At 68.6% G+C, this 23,846-nt stretch carries 9 protein-coding genes; 7 read left to right on the plus strand and 2 right to left on the minus strand.

Going from position 1 to position 23,846, the window contains the following annotated elements:
• Window positions 1-140 precede the first annotated feature (140 nt).
• The 6 genes from N4G66_RS26140 to N4G66_RS26165 all read left to right on the plus strand — a co-directional run bounded on the left by N4G66_RS26140 (window position 141) and on the right by N4G66_RS26165 (window position 9,997).
• Window positions 141-2,546 (plus strand): AAA family ATPase, encoded by a 2,406-nt coding sequence (locus N4G66_RS26140; protein ID WP_261706643.1) that lies wholly within the window; start codon window positions 141-143, stop codon window positions 2,544-2,546.
• Window positions 2,543-2,941, plus strand: coding sequence for a hypothetical protein (locus N4G66_RS26145; protein ID WP_261706644.1), 399 nt, complete (start codon window positions 2,543-2,545; stop codon window positions 2,939-2,941). The genes N4G66_RS26140 and N4G66_RS26145 overlap by 4 nt, the downstream gene beginning before the upstream one ends.
• 36 nt (window positions 2,942-2,977) lie before the next feature.
• Window positions 2,978-4,615 (plus strand): hypothetical protein, encoded by a 1,638-nt coding sequence (locus N4G66_RS26150; protein ID WP_261706645.1) that lies wholly within the window; start codon window positions 2,978-2,980, stop codon window positions 4,613-4,615.
• 111 nt (window positions 4,616-4,726) lie between these two features.
• The gene (locus N4G66_RS26155; protein WP_261706646.1) at window positions 4,727-6,574 is read left to right on the plus strand and encodes a DUF4357 domain-containing protein; all 1,848 of its coding nucleotides are present in this window, start codon (window positions 4,727-4,729) and stop codon (window positions 6,572-6,574) included.
• A complete protein-coding gene (locus N4G66_RS26160) occupies window positions 6,574-7,800 on the plus strand; it encodes an McrC family protein (protein ID WP_261706647.1) in 1,227 nt (408 codons plus the stop codon). The genes N4G66_RS26155 and N4G66_RS26160 overlap by 1 nt, the downstream gene beginning before the upstream one ends.
• A 40-nt stretch (window positions 7,801-7,840) precedes the next feature.
• Window positions 7,841-9,997, plus strand: coding sequence for a UvrD-helicase domain-containing protein (locus N4G66_RS26165; RefSeq protein ID WP_261706648.1), 2,157 nt, complete (start codon window positions 7,841-7,843; stop codon window positions 9,995-9,997).
• Window positions 9,998-10,004: 7 nt separating this feature from the next.
• On the opposite strand, the gene N4G66_RS26170 is transcribed toward N4G66_RS26165, so the two are convergent.
• Window positions 10,005-11,657, minus strand: a complete 1,653-nt coding sequence (locus N4G66_RS26170) for an SAM-dependent methyltransferase (protein ID WP_261706649.1) — start codon at window positions 11,655-11,657, stop codon at window positions 10,005-10,007.
• 264 nt (window positions 11,658-11,921) lie between these two features.
• Entirely contained in the window at window positions 11,922-16,187 is a 4,266-nt protein-coding gene (locus tag N4G66_RS26175) for a LamG-like jellyroll fold domain-containing protein (protein WP_261706650.1), read from the minus strand.
• A 291-nt stretch (window positions 16,188-16,478) separates the two neighbouring features.
• On the opposite strand from N4G66_RS26175, the gene N4G66_RS26180 reads away from it, so the two are divergent.
• Entirely contained in the window at window positions 16,479-23,765 is a 7,287-nt protein-coding gene (locus N4G66_RS26180) for an RHS repeat-associated core domain-containing protein (protein ID WP_261706651.1), read from the plus strand.
• Window positions 23,766-23,846 lie beyond the last annotated feature (81 nt).

Here is a 23,846-nt window from a genome sequence, read left to right on the forward strand (position 1 = left end):
GATCCAAGTGAATTCATACAAGTCCGTTGACATCGTTAACAAGCTTCCGTCATGCTCGAATTGACAACGGCTCATCGTCCCCTCGCGTCGCCTTGGGCACGCCCGCCGCAGCCACCGAGAGCACTCGAGGAAGCCGAGCCATGAGCGACACCACCAGCCTCCGTGACCTGCTCCTCGCCCGTTTGCCCGGATCAGGGCTCTCCGCCGAGGAGCAGTCCCTGCTGCACGGCCTTCTGCCTCCCGCTCGCCCCCGGAACGCGAGCCGTTCCGGGACCGTGTACATGCGGTCCATCACGGCCTCCGGCTGGCGAGGTATCGGGCCTGCCGCCACGATCAAACTGAATCCCGGCCCCGGTCTGACGCTGGTGGCGGGCCGCAACGGCTCCGGCAAGTCGAGCTTCGCCGAGGCCGCGGAGATGGCCTTGACGGGCGACAACTTCCGCTGGCAGGGGCGCACCCAGGTATGGAAGAAGGGCTGGCGCAACCTCCACGAGCACTCCGCTCCCGAGGTGGCGGTGGAGCTCGGCTTCGACGCCGGCAGTGACAGTGAGGGCGCCAAGGAGCCCGTGACCGTACGCCGGTTCTGGTACGGCGATGGGCTCGAGGATTCCCGCACCGTCGTGGAGGAAGCCGGGCAGGCCACCGGCGAAGTCGTGCACGACGTGATCGACGCCGAGCAGCTGTCGCTGTACCGGCCGTTCCTCCCGTACACCCAGCTCGGGGCGGTGATCAACGGGCCGCTGACGACCCTGCACGACGAGATCTCGCGGATCCTCGGACTCGAACTGCTCAGTGACACCGACGCGGCGGCACGGGCTCGGGCCAGGACCCTGACCGACACCGAGAACGCCGCGAAGGCCCTCACCTCCACCGTGATCCAGGAGTTGTCGGAGGTCGACGACCCACGCGCCCAGGAGGCGATCACGGCGCTGTCCGGCAGGAGCCCCGACCTGGAGACGGTCCGGGCCCTGTTGCGGGGCCACGGCTCCGCCGACGAGGCGCACCTCGCCCGACTGCGTCGACTGGCCGATCTCGAGCGCCCGGACCGGCCGTCGATCGTGAAAGCCGTGACCCGACTGCGCTCTGCGGCCGCCTCGGCCGACGACGCACGTCACGGGTCCGCCGAGGACGCCCGGCAGTTGATCAGGCTGCTCGACGCCGCGCTGGAACACCGCCGCCGTCATCCCGCTGTCGCCGACTGCCCCGTATGCGGCAGTACGGACCTCTTGGACCGCTCCTGGACGGAACGAACGCGCGCACAGGTCGAAAGGCTCCAGACGGAGGCGGCCGAGGCGGACGCGGCACACCGCGAGCTTGCGAACGCGGTACGGGAGGTCCACGACTTGATGCGGCCCGCCCCCGTGTGGCTCCAGGCCGACGAGCCCTCGCTCGCCGCGCTCTGGCGGGACCTGGTCGCCTGCCGCACGGTACGTGACCCACGCGAGCTGGCCGACCGTGCGGAACGCGCCGAGGCGGTACTCGGTGATGCCTGTGACCAGGTCCGTGAGGACGCCCGCCGACGCGTCACGGCGCAGGACGGCCGCTGGCAGCCCGTGGCCGCACGCCTGTCCTCATGGCTGGGACAGGCGGAGGCCGCGCAGGCGGCGAAGCCCGCCCTCAAGCAGGTCAAAGCCGTACGCTCCTGGGTGCGCACGCTCACCGACGAGTTGCGGGACGCCCGGTTCAAGCCGTTCGCCGACCAGTCCGGGCAGATCTGGCGACTGTTGTGCGAGCGCAGCAGTGTCTTGCTGGGTGCCATCGGGCTCACGGGCATCGGTCCCCAGCGCCAGGTCAGTCTTCCCGTCTCCGTGGACGATGCCGACGCGCCCGCCTTCGGCGTCATGAGCCAGGGCGAACTGCACTCGCTCGCCCTCTCCCTGTTCATCCCGCGGGCCACCCACCAGGACAGTCCCTTCGGTTTCCTGGTCATCGACGACCCGGTGCAGTCCATGGACCCGGAGAAGGTCGACGGGCTCGCCAAGGTTCTCGACCTGTACGCGCAGCACCGGCAGGTCATCGTCTTCACCCACGACACCCGGCTCGAAGAGGCCATCCAGCGCCTCGGCCTGAGGGCGACGGTCATGCGGGTGTCCCGGCAGACCGACTCGGTCGTTCATGTCGCCTCCGTCAGCGACCCGGTGAGCCAGGCTCTGTCGGAGGCACGGGCCATCGCCCTCGATCCGCACCTGCCGCCGGAAGTCGCCGACCGGGTGCTCCCCTCGATGTGCCGTTTGGCGCTGGAGGCCGCCTACCAGAACACCGCGCGGCGTGCCCTGCGCGAGGCCGGCATCGGACAGCGCGCCATCCAGGAACGGGTCACCCGGCCGGGGCCCCTCACCGGCCTCGCGGCGCTCGCGATGGGCATGCGGGGGAAAGCTGGGCGCGAAGTTCTGGAAGCCGTCGCTCGGGACCACGGCGTGTGGGCCCGGGAGTTGATCCAGGGGCTGAACGAGGCATCGCACCAGGCACCGGCCACGCCTGTCGGTGACCGTCTGGCCCTGGTCGACCGTACGAAGCGGCTCGCCAAGGAGGTGCTGGCCCGGTGACCACTCCCGTGCGCTCGACCCGCGTGCTCCCCACGAACGAACTCCTGTCGGCCGCGGACCGGTTGCTCACTCCCTCGGACGACACTGCGCTCAACCCCGGTGTCCGGGCGCGCGCCGCGGCCACCCTCCTCCGGCTGGCCCTCGACGAAACCCTCGACGCCTTCTGGCGGTCGGTCAGCCCTCGGATGGCCCGTAGCACCGGCCGCACCCGCATGCTCTGCCTGCAGTGGTACGTCGCTCCCTCCGTCGCGCGCCATTGGTACAGCGTCTGGTCCGGCCTCAGCGCCGCCTGTCATTACCACACGTACGACCTGCCTCCTACCCCCGCCGAGGTGCGGGCCTGGCAACAGGACGTGGGTGAACTGCTCCGCGTCGTGGCCGCCGCCACCGCCTGAACCCCGCCCTGCCCCGTACACGTGAGGAGCAGCACGATGGACACCCGCCGCTATCGCATGGTGGTCACCAGCCGGACCGACTACGTGCGGACCGGTGCGCTCGTCGACGAGCAACTGCGCCACTGGCTCGCTCAACCACCCAAGCGCTACAACGTCGACGCGTTCGCCGAGGGGCGCAACGAGATAGCTCGCGGTGTCACACTCGACCACGACTCCGCCACGGGTGTCACCGGCACCTACGGACGATGGCGGCTCCGGGAGACCGCGCCCGGCGGCACCTGGCAGACCACCGTCGTTACGCGGCAGATCGCCGACGGGCCGACCTGGGTCCAGCTCGACGTCGAGCACCTCCCCGACGACGCCGAAGCGGCCCCCGTGCCCGCCAAGACGCCCCGGCTCGCGAAGCACCTGCTGGAGGCGCTCGACGCGCACGACGGCCTGGCGGACGTGACGGCCATGCCCCAAGTGGTCGAGGCGGAGGATGTCGAGGCGGTCATCGACGAACTGTGCGACACCGAACGACGCCTCCCCGTCGTCCTGGCGAGCACACCGCACGACGTGGACTTCGACGCCTGGTTGGAGGGAACGGTCGACCCTCTCGTCCGCCCCTTGGTCGGGTTGGCGATCCTCTACGTGCTCACCCCGGGAGCCGAGTCGGTCTTCAACCGGGCCCTGGAACATCACCGTGTGTACAACGGAGGGATCCGCACCTACCTGCCGGGCGTCGACCCGGCCTGGCCCGCCGACGGCCAGCGGCACCGTGTGATGTCGAAACGGCTGATCACCGAGAACCCTCGGCTGGCCGCCCGCATCCTGAACCAGCTCCCGCAGGGAATCGCCACCCGACTACCGCTGCCCGACGCCCTGGATTCCGTGCCGCTCATGCGCACACGCGCCAGGGACGGGGTCGGCGGCTCCGAACAGGAACGGCTGCGCGACGAGAACGACGCCCTGCACGAGATCCTCGAAGAGGCGGCACGCGAACAACGCGTCAGAGCCGACGAGATCCGGGACCTCAAGCGGGAGCTGCGTCAGGCGGAGGGCAACGAGGCGCAGGTCGTCGTCGACTACGACGAGCAGTACAAGGAACTCCACCGGGCCAAGGCGCAGATACGGGAACTGCAGAGAGAGCTCCTGAGGCTTGGCGCCGCCGAGCAGGCCTACGCGACGGTGGACCCCTCGGTCGACGCGCCCACGTCGTTCGCCGAAATCCTGGACCGGATCGGCGACATGCGACACGTCCACTTCAGTGGTCGGCGCAAGTACACCCTGGAACTCGACGACCAGGCCTACGGCTCGTCCTGGGTCCGGATGGCCTGGGACGCCCTGCTGGCCCTCCAGGACTTCGCGGAGGCCGTCGCGAGCGGCAAAGCGAACAGCGACTTCAAGCAGTGGTGTGCGGACGCGCCCGAGGGAGCTCACGTCATCTCGCCGCGCAAGGTCGTCAGGGACGAATCGAAGTCGGTGAAGGCGAACGGCGACTGGAGCCGGGCACGCACGTTCCCCGTGCCCCGCCACGTGCATCCGGACGGCAAGTTGTTCATGGGTGCTCATCTGCGGATCGGCGGAGGCAACACCATCGCGCCGCGCCTGCACTATTACGACGGGGCGTGCACCGACCACGGAATATTCGTCGGCTACATGGGCCCGCATCTGACCAACACCATGACCTGAGGCGTCGGCCCTCGGCGAGCGCCGGCTGTCGTACCCCGCGGGTAGGGTCGCGCGCAGTGGATCGGGAGGGCCGCGCGCCGCCGGGCGCCGGAGCGAAGCGAGGAGCGGGAAGTGAACGAGCGAGACGAGGCCGACCCCGAGGCGGTGCAGGCCGGGGCCGCCGGGGTGTACCCGGAGTTCCGGTTGCGCCTGCCCAATGGAGGACCACAGGCCCGGGGGCGGGTTCTGCCCGAGAAAGGGATGAACGGAAGCCTGAAGTTCCTCGTCCTCGCCGGCTCGCCGGTCCAGCCGGAGTCGACCCCCGGCATCGCCCCGTATCCAGCGGCCCAGCGCGAACGGCTGGTTGCGGACGGGGGCATCCGAACGGAGTCGGATCAGTGGCCGGATCGCTGGGAGACGACACGGGACATCGAATGCAACTCCCCCTCCGCCGCCGCGTCCGTGGTGTCAGGGCGTAGCACCGACGGTCTGGCGCAATGGCGCACGGAGGAAGGCTTTCCGCTGGTCGACTATCTCGGCAGTACGTGGCGCACTCCGCACAAGGCATGGCTGGTGCGCGGCTCCAACGTGTCTGGGCGTGACCTGGTGAAGCGACTGTGGTTGCCCGACGGCTGGGTGACTCTCGCCGCCACCCATCTGCCGCAGGTGGACGACGCGGAACCGACCAAGAGCCTGCTGCGACGGTACGTACAGGAGGGATACGACGCCACCACCTCGTACAGCCAGAAGCAGGTGATGGCCGACGAGCTGCACTACTTCCTGACCCAGATGCGGCAGGCCGACACGGTCTGCACCATCTCGGACGGCCAGTTGTACATCGGAACGCTCACGGGAGACGCGGAGCAGGTCGAGTCCGAGGGCGGGCTGTCGAATCTGCGGCGGAAGGCCGAGTGGAGGTCCGCGGGTATCCCCTACGACGAGTTGCCGGAAGCCCTTCAGCAGAAGCTGTCCGTGCAACACGACGTCGTCGACCTGACCTCCCTGCTGGCACTCGTCGAGGGGCTCGGACGGAGCGACGAGGAACTCACGCAGGAGGCCCAGGCCATAGAGCGCGATCCGAGCGTGGAGGTCCCGGCGATCATCGCCCGCCGTGAACCCGAACTGCCCGGCCCCACGGACAAACTGGCGGCCGAACTCCTCGTGCACGACACGGCGTGGCTGCGCGAAGTACGCGATCTCCTGGCCGATGATCGCCAACTGGTGCTGTACGGGCCGCCCGGCACCGGCAAGACGTACCTGGCGCTGAAGTTCGCCGAGTTCCTCGGCGGCGGGCCCGAGCAGGTGAAGCTCGTGCAGTTTCACCCGTCGTACGCGTACGAGGACTTCTTCGAGGGCTTCCGGCCCCAGGAGGACCCGCAGACCAGAGAGGTCGCGTTCCGGCTCACCGCGGGCCCGCTGCGCGAACTCGCCGACCTCGCCTCCCGCGAGGGAAACCGGCACATCCCGCACTTCCTGATCATCGACGAGATCAATCGGGCCAATTTGGCGAAGGTCTTCGGCGAGTTGTACTTCCTGCTGGAGTACCGCAACAAGTCGGTTCGGCTGACCTACTCAGGCGACGACTTCGCGCTGCCGCCGAACCTGTTCGTCATCGGCACGATGAACACCGCCGACCGGTCCATCGCCCTCGTGGACGCGGCGATGCGGCGCCGCTTCGCCTTCGTCGAGCTGTCGCCGCGTACGGAGCCGACACGCGGGCTGCTGCGCCGCTGGCTGGCCAAGGAGGGCAAGGACGCGGAACCCGCCGATCTGCTCGATGCGCTCAATTCCCGTATCGACGAACCCGATTTCCGGATCGGGCCCTCGTACCTGATGAAGAAGGGCGTGTACCGGGAGGGCGGCTTGGAGCGGACCTGGCGGACGAAGATACTCCCTCTGATGGAAGAACACCACTACGGGGAGGGCGTGGACATCGAGAAGCGGTACGGGCTGGCCGCGCTGCGGGAGTCGCTGGGGTGATGTCCGCAACTGAGTCCGTGGTGTCCGTCGAACTGGTCGAGCACGCGCCCGCGACACGTCTCGTGCTGCCGGACGCCGTCGGCCGTGCCCTGGCCGCTTCCGACATCGTGGACGCGACCCCCGATCCGTACACGCCCGGGCACTGGTTGCTACGGGCCGGCAGCAAGGTCGGAGCCGTAGCCGTCACAGCACCGGACGGTGGCGGATCCGTAACCGTGCGCATCACACCCAAAGTGCCCATCGTCCGGCTCTTCTTCCTGCTCGGCCACAGCCTCGATCCCAAGAGGAACTGGCGAGACAGCGAGGTTGAAGTCGCCCAACATCGCGACCTGCTGCCTGCGCTGGCTCACGCCGTGGAACGACAGGTGGACCGGGCACTGCGGCAGGGCCTGTTGCAGGGGTACCGGCCGGCTGAGGAATCTGCGGTTGTCGTCCGGGGCCGCGTGAGGGAAGCCGAACAGATTCGACGGCGCTTCGGGACGATGCTGCCGATCGAGGTCGCGTACGACGAGTTCACCACCGACATCGCGGAGAACCGCATCCTGCGCACCGCGGTCGAGCGCCTCCTGCGCCTGCCCGGCGTCCCCCGCGATGTCCGTCGCAGGCTCCTGCACCAGCTCGCCCGCCTCGCCGATGTCACCGCGATCGTGCGCGGCCAGTCCGTCCCGAACTGGCGCCCCACCCGTCTCAACTCCCGCTACCACCAAGCACTACACCTCGCCCGGCTGGTCCTGGACGGATCCTCCGCCGAGCACGCACCGGGCGGACTCCGCATCGACGGATTCCTCTTCGACATGAACAAGCTCTTCGAGGACTTCGTGACCGTGGCCCTGCGGGACGCGTTCCGAGGCACCAGCCACGCGGCCCGGCTTCAGGACCCGCACCACCTCGACCTGGCAGCCGCGATCCGCATGAAGCCCGACCTCGTGCTGTACAGGCCGGACGGTGTTCCGTGTGCCGTGGTGGACGCCAAGTACAAAGCGGAGAAACGGCACGGTTTCCCGGACGCCGACCTCTACCAGATGCTCGCTTACTGCACGGCCCTCGGTCTGCCGGAAGGACACCTGGTCTACGCGAAGGGCAACGCCTCGCACGCCGCTCACCAGGTACGTCACTCGGGCATCGTCATCCATCAGCATGCCCTCGACCTCGACCAGGAGCCAGCCGGGCTGCTCGCGGACATCGAGCAGGTGGCCGAACTGCTGGTGCACACCTCGCGCGTATGATCGGCCGCGGAGTGTCCGTCCAGGGTGGGGAGTGCACCTCGTGCCACAGCTCGCGTTCGCCAACAGCTTCTGGGAGAGCTTCGACATCCTGGAGAAGCCCGTCAAGGCCGGCGTACGCAAGGCGATGCAGAAGTTCCAGCAACTCACCGTGGCGGAACTCCACGCGGACAAGGGGCTCCACCTGGAGTCCGTGGAGAACGCCCGCGATCCGCGCATGCGGACCATCCGCATCAACGACTTCTGGAGGGGCGTCGTCCTCGCACCCGACGACGGCAGTGATGTGTTCCTGCTCGTCAACGTGGTCCGGCACGACGACGCCTACACCTGGGCGGCCAAGCGGCTGTACACGACGAACTCCGCGACCCGCGGGCTCGAAGTCCGCAACGTGGTCGCCATCGAGCAGCTGACCCCGGCTCTGGAGAAGGCCGCCGCGGCCGCCGACTCACTGCTCTTCGCGAAGTACTCGGACACGGTACTGCGTCACCTCGGGATCGACGACCAGGTCCTCAAGGCTGTACGGACGATCGTCGACAAGGCGCAGTTGCAGGCGTTCGAGACCCTTCTGCCCGAGGACCAGTGCGAGGTGCTGCAGTACCTCGCCGAGAAGTTCAGCCCAGAGGACGTGTATCGGGACGTGGTCTCGGTACGCCGCCCGGTCGACGCGGGGCCCGATCCGGACGAGAGCCTGGCCGTCGTCATCGCCAACACCAAGAGCCGTATCACCCTGGTCACCGGTCCGGAGGAACTCTCCGACATTCTGGAGAAGCCGTTCGCGGCGTGGCGGGTGTTCCTGCACCCTTCGCAGCGCCGGGTCGCCTACCGGGTGTCGTACGGCGGTCCCGTCCAGGTCACCGGCGGGCCTGGTACCGGCAAGACGGTCGCCGCGCTGCATCGCGTGAAGCATCTCCTCACGCGCTCGCCCGACACCCGCGTGCTGCTCACCACCTTCACGAACGCGCTCGCCGCCTCACTGCGCGAGAACCTGGCGTTCCTCCTGGACAACGACCCCGCCCTGCTCAGCCGCGTCGACGTCACCACGGTCAACGCCTACGCCCATGGCGTCGTGAGCCGTCTCGACGGCAAGTCTCCCTCCCCCATCGGGGACCGGGACGAGCGTCTGCTGTGGCAGCGTGTGATCAAGAAGCTCGGACTGCCCTGGACCGAGCAGTTCCTGGCTCAGGAGTACCGGCACGTCATCCTCGCTCAGGACCTGCGCAGCCTCGACGCCTACCGCACCGCTGTCCGGCGTGGCCGCGGCAGCGCCCTGTCGTCCGTGCGGCGCGAGCAGCTGTGGCCGGCCGTCGAACTGTTCGACGCCATGCTTCGTGACCAGAAGACCACCACACACTTGAAGGTGTGCGCTCGCGCAGCAGAGCTATTGGCTGCTTCCGCACCAACCCACGACCACGTTGTGATCGACGAGGCACAGGACCTGCACCCGGCCCAGTGGCGCGCACTGCGCGCATCCGTAGCCCCCGGCAGCGACGACCTCTTTATCACGGGCGACCCGCATCAGCGGATCTACGACGCGAAGGTCTCACTCGGCTCGCTCGGCATCGCGGTGACCGGACGTACCCACCGCCTTCGTATCAACTACCGCAGCACGGAAGAAATCCTCGCCTGGTCGACGGCCATCCTCAGCCCGGTGTCCGTCGACGACCTGGGCGGTGACGGGAACGACTCCCTGGCCGGCTACCGCTCGCTGCTGCACGGCCGTCGGCCGCACACGGAGGGCTACGGCGCCGAGCAGGCGGAGGTCGCGGCACTCGTCGAACGCGTCGAGGGCTGGATCTCGGAGGGAATACGCCCGTCCGAGATCGGTGTGTGCGCGCGCTTCAACGTGCTGCTGGACAAGGCGTACGACAAGCTGACGGCCGCCGGGATTCCGGTGGTCCGGGTCAAGGACAACCCCGGGCCGGAGGTGGACGGGGTGCGTCTCGCCACGATGCACGCCATGAAGGGGCTGGAGTTCCGCTGCGTCAGCGTCCTGGGAGTGACGGCGAGCGCTGTGCCGTTCGTCCGCGAGGTGACGCCTGCCTCCGTTGACGCGCTGCAGCGTGACTCGGACCTACTGCGGGAGCGGTGTCTGCTGTTCGTGGCATGCACGCGAGCGCGGGAGGCGTTGGCAGTCACCTGGAGCGGAGCAGCCAGCCCGTTCGTTCCGCAGACCGATCCTCTCCGTGGGGCACTGGCGTGACGTCCCGTCATCCCTCAGGAGTGAGAGCTCCGTTGTCGAGACCGTCCCTTGCCAGTGCCGCCGCCTCCCGGCTCAGCTCCACCACCCTGCGCGCCCGCTCCTCGAACTCCTGGAGCATGCGAAAGACCGCCCCGTACCGCCGTTGTTCGGTGATCTCCATCTGTGGGATGCGGGCGCCCTTGCCGTCGAGACGGAAGGTGCCGCTGGAGCTCGTGGAGCGCCGGGCGTTGGTCGCACTGCGCAAAAAACCCTGCAGGTAGTCGGTGTCGAGCTGGTCGCTCACCGAGACCGGCTCCGGATCGCCGAACTCGACGAGTCCTGCGCGCACAAGGTCAGCGACACTGACCGTAGGCCCGTCCAGGGAACCCAGGCCATCGCCCGCGACCAGGGCAGGCAGCAACTCCGCCAAAAGCCGGACCTGTTGCCTCAGTTCCGCACTGATGGCCTGATATTCAACCGCGTAGTCACGATGGGAATCCTCGACGTAACGGCCGGGTGTGAGGTCCACGGCATCGTCCAGCAGATCGATCAGGGACACTTCGGCCATTTGCTCGGGCTGGGGTTCCAGTGAGCCGTCCGGATCACTGGCCGTCAGATCGATCATGACGACACCGGTGACAGCGTCCCCAAGGGTCCGCGGGCGGCGCAGGTGCCAGATGTGCACCGGTAGCGCGTGTGAGGCCGCCGAGCCGGACGGAAGAGCGGTGACCTGGGTGAGGGCACCCCGTCGTACGAGCTCGGCACGGATCCGACGGCCGGCCTTACGGTAGGCGACAGAGGCGGGGAGAACCATGAGGACGCGACCGCCGGGCGCTGTGTGCGCGTACGCGTGTTGGAGCCAGGCGAGTTCACCTTCGGCCCGGGACGGGATCCCGAACTCCCATCGAGAGTCGAGCAACAGGTCCTCACGCCCCCAGTCGGGTTCGCCCACCGGCGGATCACAGACGACCAGGTCGGCCCTGAGGTTCGTCCAACGGTCGTCGCGCAGGGAGTCCCCCGTGACGATGTCGACGTCGGTGCGCCCCGTGAGATCGGCACGTAGCTGCGAGAACAGGGCGCTGCGGGGTTCTGTCTCCTGTCCGTAACGCCTGGGTCCTTGTTCGGGACCGACGGCGAGCAGCAGGGTACCGATGCCACAGGCCGGATCGAAGAGAGTCGCATCAGATGCCACCGGACCGACGAAGTGGCGTATGGCACGGACGATGCGCGGCGAGGTGACCTGATCGGATCCGGCGCGGCGTACGGAATCGGTGAAACGGTCAGCCAGAGCATTCACAGCCTCGGCCGTGCCCTCGCTCGCTGCCAGATCCCGCGCGAACCCGGCGACGTCCGTCGTGAGCCCCTCGGGTGCCCCGCCCTCAGCGAGGAAACGGGCGACATCCACGAGCCCGCCGACCATGTCATCACCGTATGTTCCGCGCAATGCCTGCCACAGCTGTACTTCGAGCGAGACTTCCTGCCCTTTGCGCTGCCTGTCCAACCAGGCCTGCACCTCGGCCAGGTCGAACAGCGGACTGTTCACACCGCCGCCGGCCGGATTCGGAAAGTCGCCGTACCGTCGCCGCCAGTTCGATACGGCAGCGCGGGTGACGCCCGCCAGCCTGGCGATCTCGGAACCGGTAACCAGCGAGCCGGCCTGCGGGGCGGGGGTGTCCTTCATACAGGTCACGGTACACAGGGTCAGTCACACCATCAATGAACGACTTGTTGACGACGCTAACAATGTCTATATACACGAGATCTCTGTGTACAAAACCTCCCTGCGCCGCCACTTCTGAAGTGCCGCGGGCACCCCGCCGCCAAGCCCGGCCAATTGCTTACTGGAAAGGGGTGCGCGACGGAGCGGCCTGCCGGAGGGCGCAAGCGCGGCGGTCCGCCCACCCCTCGCCGGGGTGGGCGGACCGCCGCGTACGGCAGTTGGGACTCAGCCGAGCTGGGTCGGAACCGGGCGGTTCCGGTCGAGTGAGGCGACACCGCCCGGAGTGAGCGCCTCGGTGAAGAGCTGTACGTCGGCAACCTTGCCGCCGGTGTACTCCCCGTAGGTGCCCTTGTAGAGACGACGCCCGATCTGCAACGGTCCCGTCGCGTTCCAGACCGTCCCGCCGTAGGCGGCGGTATCCGCCAGGTCACCATTCACGTAGAGACGCAGTTGCTGCGTGTCTGCGTCGAAGACGCCCACCAGGTGGAACCACGCGTTGGTCTTCGGGCTCTGCGCGCCCGTGGTGGGTCCGTAGGCGCTGGTGAAGTCGCCCCCCGTGTCGTCCGCGTGGGCGTGACCGAAGGCGAAGGCGTGCGCGCCGCTGGAGTAGTACAGCTGGAGGCCGTTGGCGCTGGTGCCGGACTGCGAGACGAAGGTGGAGTTCGCGGTCAGGCTGCTCAGGTTGGCCCAGGCCGAGACGGTGTAGCTGCGGCTGGTGTCGAGCACGGGGCCCGAGGTGGCCGCGTAGCCGGTGCTGCCGTTGAGAGCGAGCGCGCTGCCCCGTGCGGCATCGGCGGTCACAGTGGCGCCACCGTTCAGGGTGAGGCCGTTGGCCGGGCGGACGTTGTCCGCCGCGCCGTCCAGCTTCCACCAGTCGGCGGGCCGGTGGACGTGCCCGATGCTCACCGGGGCGGTGAACTGTGCCAGCCCGCCTTCGGGCGCGACACCCGGGTACTCGATCATCCGGCCCGACCTGGAGGCGGCGTACAGCGCGGGGAAGCCGGTGCCCTGCACGTCGCCCGGAGAGGCGGCGGTCGGGTAGTCCTGCTCGCCGATGCCGACCGGAAGCACTGGCTGGGCGGCGGGCAGCACATTGCCGTTGGCTGCGGCCCACTTCTGGTCGGCGATGTTCTTGCAGTCCCAGATGACGACCTGGGTGCGCGGGTTGCGGTTACTGGAGGGGTCAGCCAGGCAGCGGCCGGACTGCGGGTTCTTGAGCGTGCCCGGGTAGGGGCCGGAGACCCATTCCTGGGAGCCGGTGTTGTTGCACTGGTAGAGCTGTACCAGGGTGCCGTTGTCGGTGTCGCCCTTCACGACGTCCAGGCACTTGCCCAGCGCGTGCACGGTGTGGTCGGTGCCGAGGGTGAAGTTCTGGGCGTCGCTGCCGTTGCAGGTGTACATCTGCGCCGGGGTGCCGTTGGCGGTGCGGGAGCCGGCGATGTCCAGGCACAGGTTCTTGTTGTTGGTGTCGAGTACGCCGGAGACCAGCGGGGCGTGCCGCGGAGCGGTCAGCTTGGCGGTCGGGACGCCCGCGGCGAAGGTCAGCGGGAAGCTGCTGACGGCGCCGCTGGCGTTGTCGCGGACCCACAGGGTCGGGACTCCGCCGACGGTGCCGGGGGCGAGCAGCGTGGTGTCGGACCAGTCGCCCGTGCCGATCTTCACGCCCGGGCCGAGGTTGCAGCCGGCCTGGAACGTGCCGGGGTAGTACCAGAGTTCGCCCTTGTCGACCGTGATCAGGTCGGGAACGTCCGCGTACTGGGCCAGTTTGCCGGGCGCCAGGATCTGTGTGACGTTGTTCCAGGTGCCGTCCGAGCCCTTCGCGGGGCAGGAGTCGGAGTTGCGGATCGGAACGACGTTCTGGGTCAGGGTGAAGTGCCCGGCTGTCCCGCCGGGGGTGACCGCGTCGTTGGCGTAGAGGTACAGCTCGTGGGTGGTCTTGTCGAAGGCGAACAGGTCGTCCACGTTGGTGCCTGTCGCGGTGCCACGGTGAGCGACGAGGTAGTTGTCCCATCCGGTGCCGTCAGGGCTCTGGGCCTCGGTCGACACTGTAGTGGGCGGGGCGGCCGGATCGGCGTTGCCGCGGACCAGGACCAGCTCCCCGTCGGTGGTGGGTGCGGCCAGGTCGGGGACGGCGTCGCCGTCGAGGTCACCGGCGGTGACCTTGGTCTTCGGGTTCCAGGGGGCGAAGAAGCTGTACTGCCCCACAGTGCCCTGGGTGTTGCCCGCGTTGTCGACCGCCCGGACGTAGAGCGTGTGCGCGCCCCACTGGGCGGCACTCAGTACGAGCGGGACCTCCGCGGTGGCTGTGCCGCCGCTCCCGGCGACGGCGTCCACCTTGGCGCCGCCGCTGCCGGGGATGTTGGCGTCCAACGAGTACTCGAACCGGTCGATGCCGCTGCTGACACAGCTGCCCCGGGTGCAACCGGTGGGCGTGGGGTCGTTCGCGGTCACCTTGATCTTGACGCCTTCGTCGCCAGCGTGGCCAGTGGACGCCTTGTCGGCGCCGAGCGGCGGGAAGACCACGGAGTCGGTGAAGGAGGGGATGCTCGGCGCGCTGAGGTCGATCTTGAAGTAGCAGTTCGGCGACCAGCCGCTCATCAACGTGCCGTCGTCGGCCCTGACGTGCCAGCCGTACTGGTGCCCGTCCGCCACCTTGAAGCCGATGTTGACCCGGGTGGTGCCACCGTCACTGACCCAGCCGCTGACCGGCTTGCTCTTGCTGGCGGAGCTGCCGTCGTCGTCCGCGATCTTGGTGTCCCACACCTCGTACCGGGCGCGCAGGTTGACCCCGCTCATGTCGGTGTTCAGGTGCGCGTTCAGCGTGATGTCGGAGGTGTCGCCGGCGAGCCCGGACTCGCCGATCCAGCCGTCGGCCGCGCCGTCGCAGCCGTTGCTCGCGGGATTGACGGTGGCCGGTGTGGTGCCCAGACGGTCCGGCTCCGAGGGCGCGATGTCGAACACCGTGGTCAGGTACGGGTTGGTCGCGAACCGCACGAAATCATAATTGCTGGATGACTTGGACTCGTTGCCCCACAGGCCGAAGGTCCAGCTGTCGTCCTTGCCCGCCAGCTTCTTGATCTGGCCCGTCACGTCGAAGTTGACGTCGTGGTCGCCACAGTGCTGGCTCATGTTGGAACTCTTGACCTTCTGCGTACCACCGATGTAGCCGTCGCCCGCGAGCTTCGGCTGATGGTCCCAGTCGGTGTTCTTGCTGATCCCGGTCACCGTGGCGAGCCGCACGCCCGTCTCGTTGTCGCAGTCGAAGGAGGCGCCGTAGGTCGAGGTCAGGTGCACAACGGACTTGGAGATCACCATCGGCTTGGTGAGGTTGCCGGTATTGAGCTCGTAGTACGCGCGGTTGAGGCCGAAGCATTCCCGCCAGTGCTCGTAGCCGACCCCCTCGCCGTTGTCCTGTGCGTCGTCGTACGGGCTCTGGGAGGGGCAACCCTCCTTGACTGTGATGAAGTGGCTCTTCTTGCTCGTGATCGGGCTCGTGTACGGGTCGATGAAGAGCGGCCAGACCGTGTCCTTGCCGCCGAGCAGGTTCGCGTCCGGGGTCAGGGTGAGTGCACCCGGTTCGCTGGTCACGCCGATCGGTTTAACCTGCGCGCCGCTGCCTGGCTGTTCCGCGGTCGAGATGGTCTCACCCGTGGCGCCCTCCACCACCGGGCCGTCCGCTGCGCGTGCGAAGTGGCGGACCCCGGTCTTCTGCGCCGGGGTAGCGACCTGTGCGCCGGACGAGTCCCACATCATCGGGGTGGGTGAGCTGAACAGGGCGGTGCCGTCCGACGCGGTGGCGGTCACCTGACCGTCCAGGTCGGCGCTCACTGCCATGCCGTCGCTCGCCCTGGTGGTCAGCCGGAGCGAGGCGAGAGCGGGGTCGGCGGCGGCCTTGGCGTCATGGACGATCAGGACCTCGTGGAAGCCACCCTGGTCGGTGGTTCTCACCTTGAGGTCCACTCCAGGCAGTACGTCGCTGTACTGGGCGCTGTCACCGCTGACGACCGGGGTCGGCAGGCGGAACGGGAGGGTGTACGACAGCCGGTGCCCGGCCTCGTCGACGAGGGTGGCCAGCGGCCCGTCGCCGCCGCCGGAGACGGTCAGCGCCGACGGGGTGGCCCTGGTGGAGAACGTGCCGTCTGAGTTCCTGGCCAGACCGGCGTCGACGTCCGTCCACTCACCGTCCTTGCGGACGCGGGCAGGTTGCAGGTGGGTGGTGAGGGTGAAGGTGCCGTCCGCGTTGGCGACGGTCTCCGAGGTCTCAGTGGTCAACTGGTCCACGGTGAGCGGCTGTCCGGTCCTGGCCGCCACGGCGCTGGCGGTCGCGAGCGGCGAACTGTCCGTGTCGTCGGCGACCGCCGACGGTGGCGGGCCTGCCGCCGAGACCGGGCCGACGACGCCGAGCAGCAGGCCGGTGACGGCTGCCGACAGCGCCAGACGGCGTGTCAGATTGCGCGCCGGATGACTCCGGACGCGGGTGTACTCCCCCATGAATCGCCCTTTCGAGAGCGTGGGCGGCGCCCCCGGCACGCCTCTGTGGTCCTTCTCACAGGGCGCGTCCCCCCGAGGGTCGTCGCATGTCGGAATTGCGGTGATTCTTCGCATCGCGCCCCGCTGTGAAAACCTTATGAGGGGCCTGTGTGAGGGCTGTGATCAATGCGACCGGTGAGAAAGGGTATTGCTGCGCGCATGACATGGCAATACGGTTCCAACCTGACCAGACAGGCCGTCAGCTGACCACTGCAATACGGCTTCTGGACCTTTTCTCATGGGGGATCACACATGCGCGTAAGACCGCGCGGAATTCAAGGTGCCCAAAAACGGGCCTGGTTGAGGCGGGCGACCCTCTGGGTCGCCACGACCGCCGCCTTCTCACTGGCCGTTCAGCCGGCCGTCGCCGACGTCGTGGTCGGCGGCTACCAGTACAAGGACGAAGTCTGGGCGGCCGATCCGCTGCCCGAACAGCCGAAGGTCCCGGGACATCCCGCGGACAGCTCAGGCCTCGAGGAACCCACCCCGCCGCCCGGCGCCCACAAGCTCGCCCGGCACGAGGTGAGGGCCCCGAAGTGGCCCGTCGGCGGCAGCGCGACCGTCGACCTCGGCCAGGCACCCCAGGTGCGCAGCCGGGCCGCGGCCACGGCGGGTGGCAAGGTGAAGGCCGCCTCGCTGCCCGTCTCGCTGTCGCCCGCCGCACCGTCGGCGATCGGCGGACGCGCCCGCGCACTCGTCGGCCGGGGCGCGCCGGTGGAGGCAGCCCGTACGGTACGGGTGCAACTCGCCGACCGTGGACAGGCGAAGAAGGCCGGTGTCGACGGCCTGCTGGTCGGCCTGTCGCGAGCCGACCACCGCACCGGCGCCGGCGGCGTCTCGGTCTCGGTGGACTACGGCGCCGTCGAGCAAGCGTACGGCGGTGGCTGGGCCTCGCGGCTGCGCCTGGTGGCCATGCCGGCGTGCGCCCTGACGACACCTCAGATCGCGGCCTGCCGTGCCCGCACACCGCTGGAGTCGGTCAACGACCCGCGGGCGCGGAAGGTCACCGGCACCATCGCCGTGCCCACCGGAACCGCCACCAAGCCGAACGGTCATCTCGCCGTTCCCTCCGCCCGTACCTCCCTGGCCTCCTCGGGCGTGGCGGTCGCGGCGGTGGCGGGCAGCAGCGGTTCGCAGGGCGACTTCGGCGCCACCTCGCTGTCCGCTTCGGGCGCCTGGTCCTCCTCAGCCTCGGGTGCCTTCACGTACAGCTACCCGATCACAGTGCCACCTTCCCTCGGCGGTGAGGCGCCCAACGTCGGCCTGTCCTACGACTCCCAGTCGGTCGACGGCGAGACCTCGGCCCGCAACTCCCAGTCCTCCTGGGTCGGCGACGGCTGGTCCTACAGTCCCGGGTTCATCGAGCGCTCGTACAAGAGCTGCAAGGACCAGGGCGTCAAGGACTCCGGTGACGAGTGCTGGGGCGGTTGGAACGCCACCATCCAACTGGGCACCCACAATGGCCAGCTGGTCCGCGACTCGGACGGTGAGTACCACCTCCAGGCCGACGACGGCACCCGGATCCAGCGGCTCACCGGAGCGACCAACGGCCTTTGGGACGGCGAGTACTTCAAGGTCACCACGACCGACGGCACCGCCTACTACCTGGGCTTGAACCACGCCCCCGGCACCACCGACGACAGCGCAACCGACAGCGCCTGGGGCGTGCCGGTCTACCACCCCAAGTCGGGTGACCCGTGCCACGACTCGGACAAGGGCGACGACTCCCAGTGCGACAAGCCGGTCGGCTACCGGTTCAACCTGGACTTCGTCGTCGACCCGCACGGCAACGTCCAGCGCTACGACTGGGCGACCGAGTCCAACTACTACAACATGGGCTACGGCCAGGTCGCTGAGGACGACAAGGGCGGCACGATCACCAAGTACGTCCGCGGCGGTCACCTCACCCAGATCTCGTACGGCTACCAGCTCGCCGACGCCAAGGCGGGCCGCGAACCGGCTGCCAAGGTGGTCTTCCGCACCGCCCAGCGCTGCACCACCTCCGACACGGTCTGCAAGGCGGACAACCTCTCCTCCAAGACCGCGAAGGACTGGCCGGACACCCCGTACGACCTGCACTGCGAGTCCGACTGGAAGAACAAGGTCAAGGACGACGACACCGACGGCGTCTGCCTGACCAGCGGTCCGACCTTCTGGTCGACCTACCGGCTCAAGGGCATCGACACCTCGGTCCGCACCGCCTCCGGCTGGCAGGACGTCGACAGCTACGACCTCAAGCACGTGTTCTCGGACGCGGGCGGCACCTACGACCCGGTCACCGGCAACACCCAAGACCCGAAGAGCACCGGCTCGCTCCAGTCGGTGATGTGGCTGTCCTCCATCGTCCACACCGGCAAGGACACCTCTGCCGGCGGCGACAAGCCGATCACCCTCGACCCGGTCACCTTCGCCGGCATCGAGATGGACAACCGCGTGGACGGCCTGACCCCGGCCGCCCCGCCGCTCTACCACCCGCGGATCTCCAGCGTGCAGACCGAGACCGGTGAGTCGGTCGCGGTCACCTACCGCGCGCCGGAGTGTTCGCGGGAGAAGAAGAACATGCCGGCCGGGGCCGACAGCAACACCATGGCCTGCTTCCCGGTGTTCTGGAACACCCCCGGCGGCTCGGAGCCCATCAAGGACTGGTTCCACAAGACGCTGGTCGCGCAGGTCACCGACAGCGACCGCACCAAGGCGGCCTCTCCCGCCAAGGTCACCAACTACGCCTATAGCGGCGGCGCGGCCTGGCACCGTGACGACTCCGACCTGACCGACGACAAGCACCGGACCTGGAACGACTTCCGCGGCTTCCGCACCGTCACCACCACCACCGGCACGGCGCCCGACCCCGTCACCCAGAACACCGTCTCCTACCTCCAGGGCATGGACGGCGACTACAAGTCGGACGGTTCCCGGCGCAGCGTCAAGGTCAAGAACGCACTGGACGAGGAGATCACCGACAGCCCCTGGCTGGCCGGCACCCCGTACCAGGCCCTGGCCTACACCAAGGCCGGCGGCACCGTCGTGGGCCGCACCCTCACCGATCCACCCACCTCCAAAGTCACCGCCTCCCGGGACCGCACGGCGTGGACGTCCGAGGACCCCAAGCCCGACCAGCTCTCCACCCTGCCAGACATGACGGCGCGCCAGATATCGGCGACCTCGTCCCGCACGATGGGGCTGCTCTCCGACGGCACCTGGCGGACCACCCGCTCCAGCACGACCTTCGACGGCAAGGGCCGGATCTGGAAGGTCGACGACGAGGGCGACGTCTCCAAGCCCGCCCAGGAGACCTGCACCACCACGGCCTACGCCGACGCGCCGACCGACAACCCGATGATGCTGGTCTACCCCAAGGAGACCATCAGCGTCGCCGGATCCTGCGGCACCGCCCCGGGCAAGGACACCACCCTCTCCGACAAGCGGATCTTCTACGACGGGGACGGTTCGGTCGACAAGGTCGGCACCCTGGGCATACTCGGCCAGAACGGCGACTCGCTCGGTCTGGTCACCGCGACCCAGTCGGTCACCTCGTACGACGCGAGCGGTGACCCGAAGTACCAGACGCTCGGCGGCATGTCGTACGACAAGTATGGCCGGGTCGCCAGCAGCACCGACGCGGCGGGCAACACCACGACCACGTCGTACGAGCCCACTTCGGGCATCCTGCCCACCACTCTGTCCACGGCCAATCCATTGAAATGGACGGCCACCAGCACGGTCTCACCGGGCCGCGGCTCGGTCACCCATGCGGTGGACGTCAACAAACAGGTCACCGACGCGACCTACGACGCGCTCGGGCGGCGGGAGAAGGTCTGGTCCCCCGGCCGGGACAAGGACAGTGAGAGCCCGGACCGGACGTACAGCTACGACGTCCATGGCGCGGGCGACAACCCCACCCCGTCCTCGGTCACCACCAAGGGCCTGCGTGAGGACGGCTCCTACAGCACCTCCGTCACCATCTACGACGGCACGCTGCAACCCCGCCAGACGCAGTCGACCCCGGCGGACAACTCGGCCGGACGGCTCATCTCCTCGACCTACTACGACTCGCACGGCTGGGCCGTCTCCGCCATCGCGGCGTACTCCGACGCGGATCACGCCCCAGGCAGCACGATGTGGGCGGAGACCAACCGCACCGGCCCTTCGGTGACACGCACGTCGTACGACGGGCAGGGCAGGCCGGTCACCAACACGATGGTCTCCTTCGCCAGCACCCTGTTCCAGTCCTCGACGGACTACCGGGGCGTCGACCGGGTCGACAGCACGCCACCGCAGGGCGGCAAGGCCACCTCGACCTACACCGACGCCCTCGGCCGGACCACCTCCACGGTGGTGCGCGACGCCACACCGGACCGCAAGCTCGCCGGTGGCGGCAAGCTGGCCTCGGGCACCTCGCTGGTCTCCGCCGGTGTCCGACTGGCCATGCAGGCCGACGGCAACCTGCTACTGACCGCGTTGGCCGGCGACAAGGTGCTGTGGTCGTCCGACACGGCCGGCAAGCCGGGCGCGTACGCCGTCATGCAGACCGACGGCAACTTCGCGGTCATGGACGCCACCGGCAAGACCGCCCTGTGGTCCAGTAAGACGTCGGGCCACACCGGCGGCTACCTGAAGGTGCAGTCCGACGACAACGTCGCGGTGTACGACGCGTCGAACACCGTGCTCTGGTCGACCGGGACCGCCGACAAGGCTGCGGCCGCGGACATCACCACCCGCTACACCTACACGCCCGCGGGACAGGTCGACACCGTCAAGGATTCGGTGGGCAACGCATGGTCCTACGACTACGACCTGCAGGGCCGCGTGGTCTCCCGGACCGACCCGGACACCGGCACGTCCACCTCGCACTATGACGCGCTCGGGCGGCTGGACCGCACGACCGACGCCCGCAAACAAACCTTGTCGTTCACTCACGACCTGCTGGGCCGCCGGAAGGCCGAGTACTCGGGCGACGGCACGACGGATCCGTCCAAGCTGCTGGCTGAGTGGACCTACGACGAGCTCGGCAAGGGCCTGCCCGTTGCGTCCACCCGTTACGTCGGCGGCAAGAACGGCAGTGCCTACGTCCAGAAGATCGATTCGTACAACGCGGTCGGGCAGCCGGCCAGCACCTCGACCGTGATCCCGGCCGCCGAGGGCGCGCTGGCGGGCACCTACACCGCCAAGGCTTCCTACACCGAGACCGTCGGTCTGACGGCGGCGACCACGTACGGCGCCGACGGAGGCCTTCCCGCCGAGACCGTCGGCTACGGCTACAACCTCGAAGGCGGCCTGGTCAGCATGGGCTCGCCCAGCCGACCGTACGTCGCCACGGTCAACTACAGCCCGCTCGGGGAGGTACTCCAGACCACCGTCGGCACCCCGTCGAAGCAGCTGCGCACCGCGCAGACCTACGACCAGGCGACGGGCAGGCTCGCCACCAACCGGGTCACCCTGCAGACCAACACCGCCAACCCGATCTCCGACACCACCTACGGCTACGACCAGGCCGGCAACATCACCGCGGTCTCCGACATCCGCTCAAGCGGCGGCGCGGACCGGACCGCCGACACCCAGTGCTTCACCTACGACGCACAGGACCGGCTGACCACGGCCTGGACGGACACCAAGGGCCTCACCAAGCCCATTGCGGGCCAGCTCGCCCGGTGCGCCACCTCGTCCCCGTCCTCAGCGACCATCGGCGGACCGGCCCCGTACTGGACGGACTGGCAGTTCAACCAGCTCGGTGACCGCACCCAGCAGGTCGCGCACGATGTGACCGGCGACGCGGCCAAGGACACCACCCAGGCGTTCGCCTACCCGGGCGCCGGCACGGCTCCCGCCAAGCGGCCCAACGCGGTGTCCACCGTCACCACCCGCAACCCCGCCACCGGAACCTCCGTGCTGACCCCGGAGTACGACGACGCGGGCAACACGAAGACCCGGACCACCACCGGAGCCCGCCCGAGCAGTCAGGGGATCGAGTACGACGAGGAGGGTCTGACCTCCGCCACCACCACCGACGGAAAGAAGACGGGCTACCTCTACGACGCCGACGGCCAGTTGCTGATCCAGCGCGGGCCGGGCAACAACACGCTCTACCTCTTCGGCGGCATCGAACAGCTCAGCCTCGACACCACCACCAAAGCCGTCACCGGACTGCGCTACTACTGCGCCCCTGACGGCACGGTGACGGTCCGCTCCAGCAAGGGCGGCATCAGTTACCAGCCGACCACCCCGCAGGGAACCGCCCAACTCCAGGTGGACGGCGGCACCCTGGCCATCACGCGGCGCGCCTTCGACCCCTACGGCAACCCGCGTGGTCCCGCGCCCACCGGATGGGCCGACAACCACGGCTACCTGGGCAAGCCGGCCGACGCCACCTCCGGCCTGAACCTCCTCGGAGTACGCAACTACGACCCGGTCACCGGCCGCTTCCTGTCGGTCGACCCGCTCTTCGAGAGCGGCGACCCGAACCAGATGGGCGGCTATGGCTACGGGGCCGACAACCCCGTTTCCGGTAGCGACCCCAACGGCCTGTCCTGGTTCTCCGGTTGGGGCAGCTCGATCGGCGGCTTCTTCTGCGGTGTGGGCGACAGTTTCGTCGGAGACCCGTGGCAGTGGAGCGTCAACAAGCTCTCCGACGGCTGGAACGGGTTCGCCGGCGTCGCCAACGGCGACAACCAGTTGTTCAACAGCTGGACGGGCTACTCGAACGAGACCCCGATCCAGCTCGGCCACACCGGTTACGTCGACGACCACCCGCTGGCCAACCTCTTCGGCGTCGACACCGGGTCGAAATCGTATGTCGCTGGTCAGTGGACCGGCGTGGTCGGCACGCTCGCCGTCGACGGCTACGGCGCCTACAAGCTGGTCAGCGGCGGAGTGAAGGCCGTCAAGGCGGTCAGGCTCGCGATGGCGGACGGCGAGGACCTCGTCGGAGCGGTCAAGAGACTGCTCTCGGGCGACCTTCCCACCACCACCCCGGCCGACCCCGCGCCCACGACGCCCAAGAACAGTGACGCACCGTCAACGCCGAAGGCGGGCACGGGCAAGGGCGGCAAGGAGCCCGGAGGCAGTGGCAAGTCCCCCGCCCGGAGCAGGAACGAGCCGAGTCCGGAGCCCGAGCAGGGCAACGCCTATCGCAGCAAGCCCGACAAGAAGCCGGACTACTACCCGCAGGGGACGGTGGTGAGCCTCGGCAGGCTCAAGCAGTATCTGTCCCGGGCCGGTTACCGCTCCGAGTGGGACAAGTACGATGTCGTCCACAAAGAGGAGATCATCGATCTCAACACCGGTCGTCTGGCCGAGGGAAACAGCCCACACTCTTTGGGACCCGCGCCCAAGTACAGCGACCGCCCCCATCTTGGCCGGAACGGTCTGCCGATCATCGAGATCTCGAACTTGGGCCTGCGAAACATGAAGGAGGCCGTGGTGACGTTCTTCCACGAGACCTACCACCAGAACCGCATGGCCAACTTCGGGGACACCGGAACCGAGAAAAATGCCGAGGCGTTCGGCCAGATGATGTGGCGCAAGATATCAAGAGGCCGATGATGGCTTAACCAGCCGGTCGGCCAGGCGCCATATCGGTCGTCCCGGCATATCGTCCGTCTGCCGCGGTGGGAGGCTGTCCCG

It is taken from the genome of Streptomyces rhizosphaerihabitans, assembly GCF_025399795.1.
Classification (GTDB): Bacteria; Actinomycetota; Actinomycetes; order Streptomycetales; family Streptomycetaceae; genus Streptomyces; species Streptomyces rhizosphaerihabitans.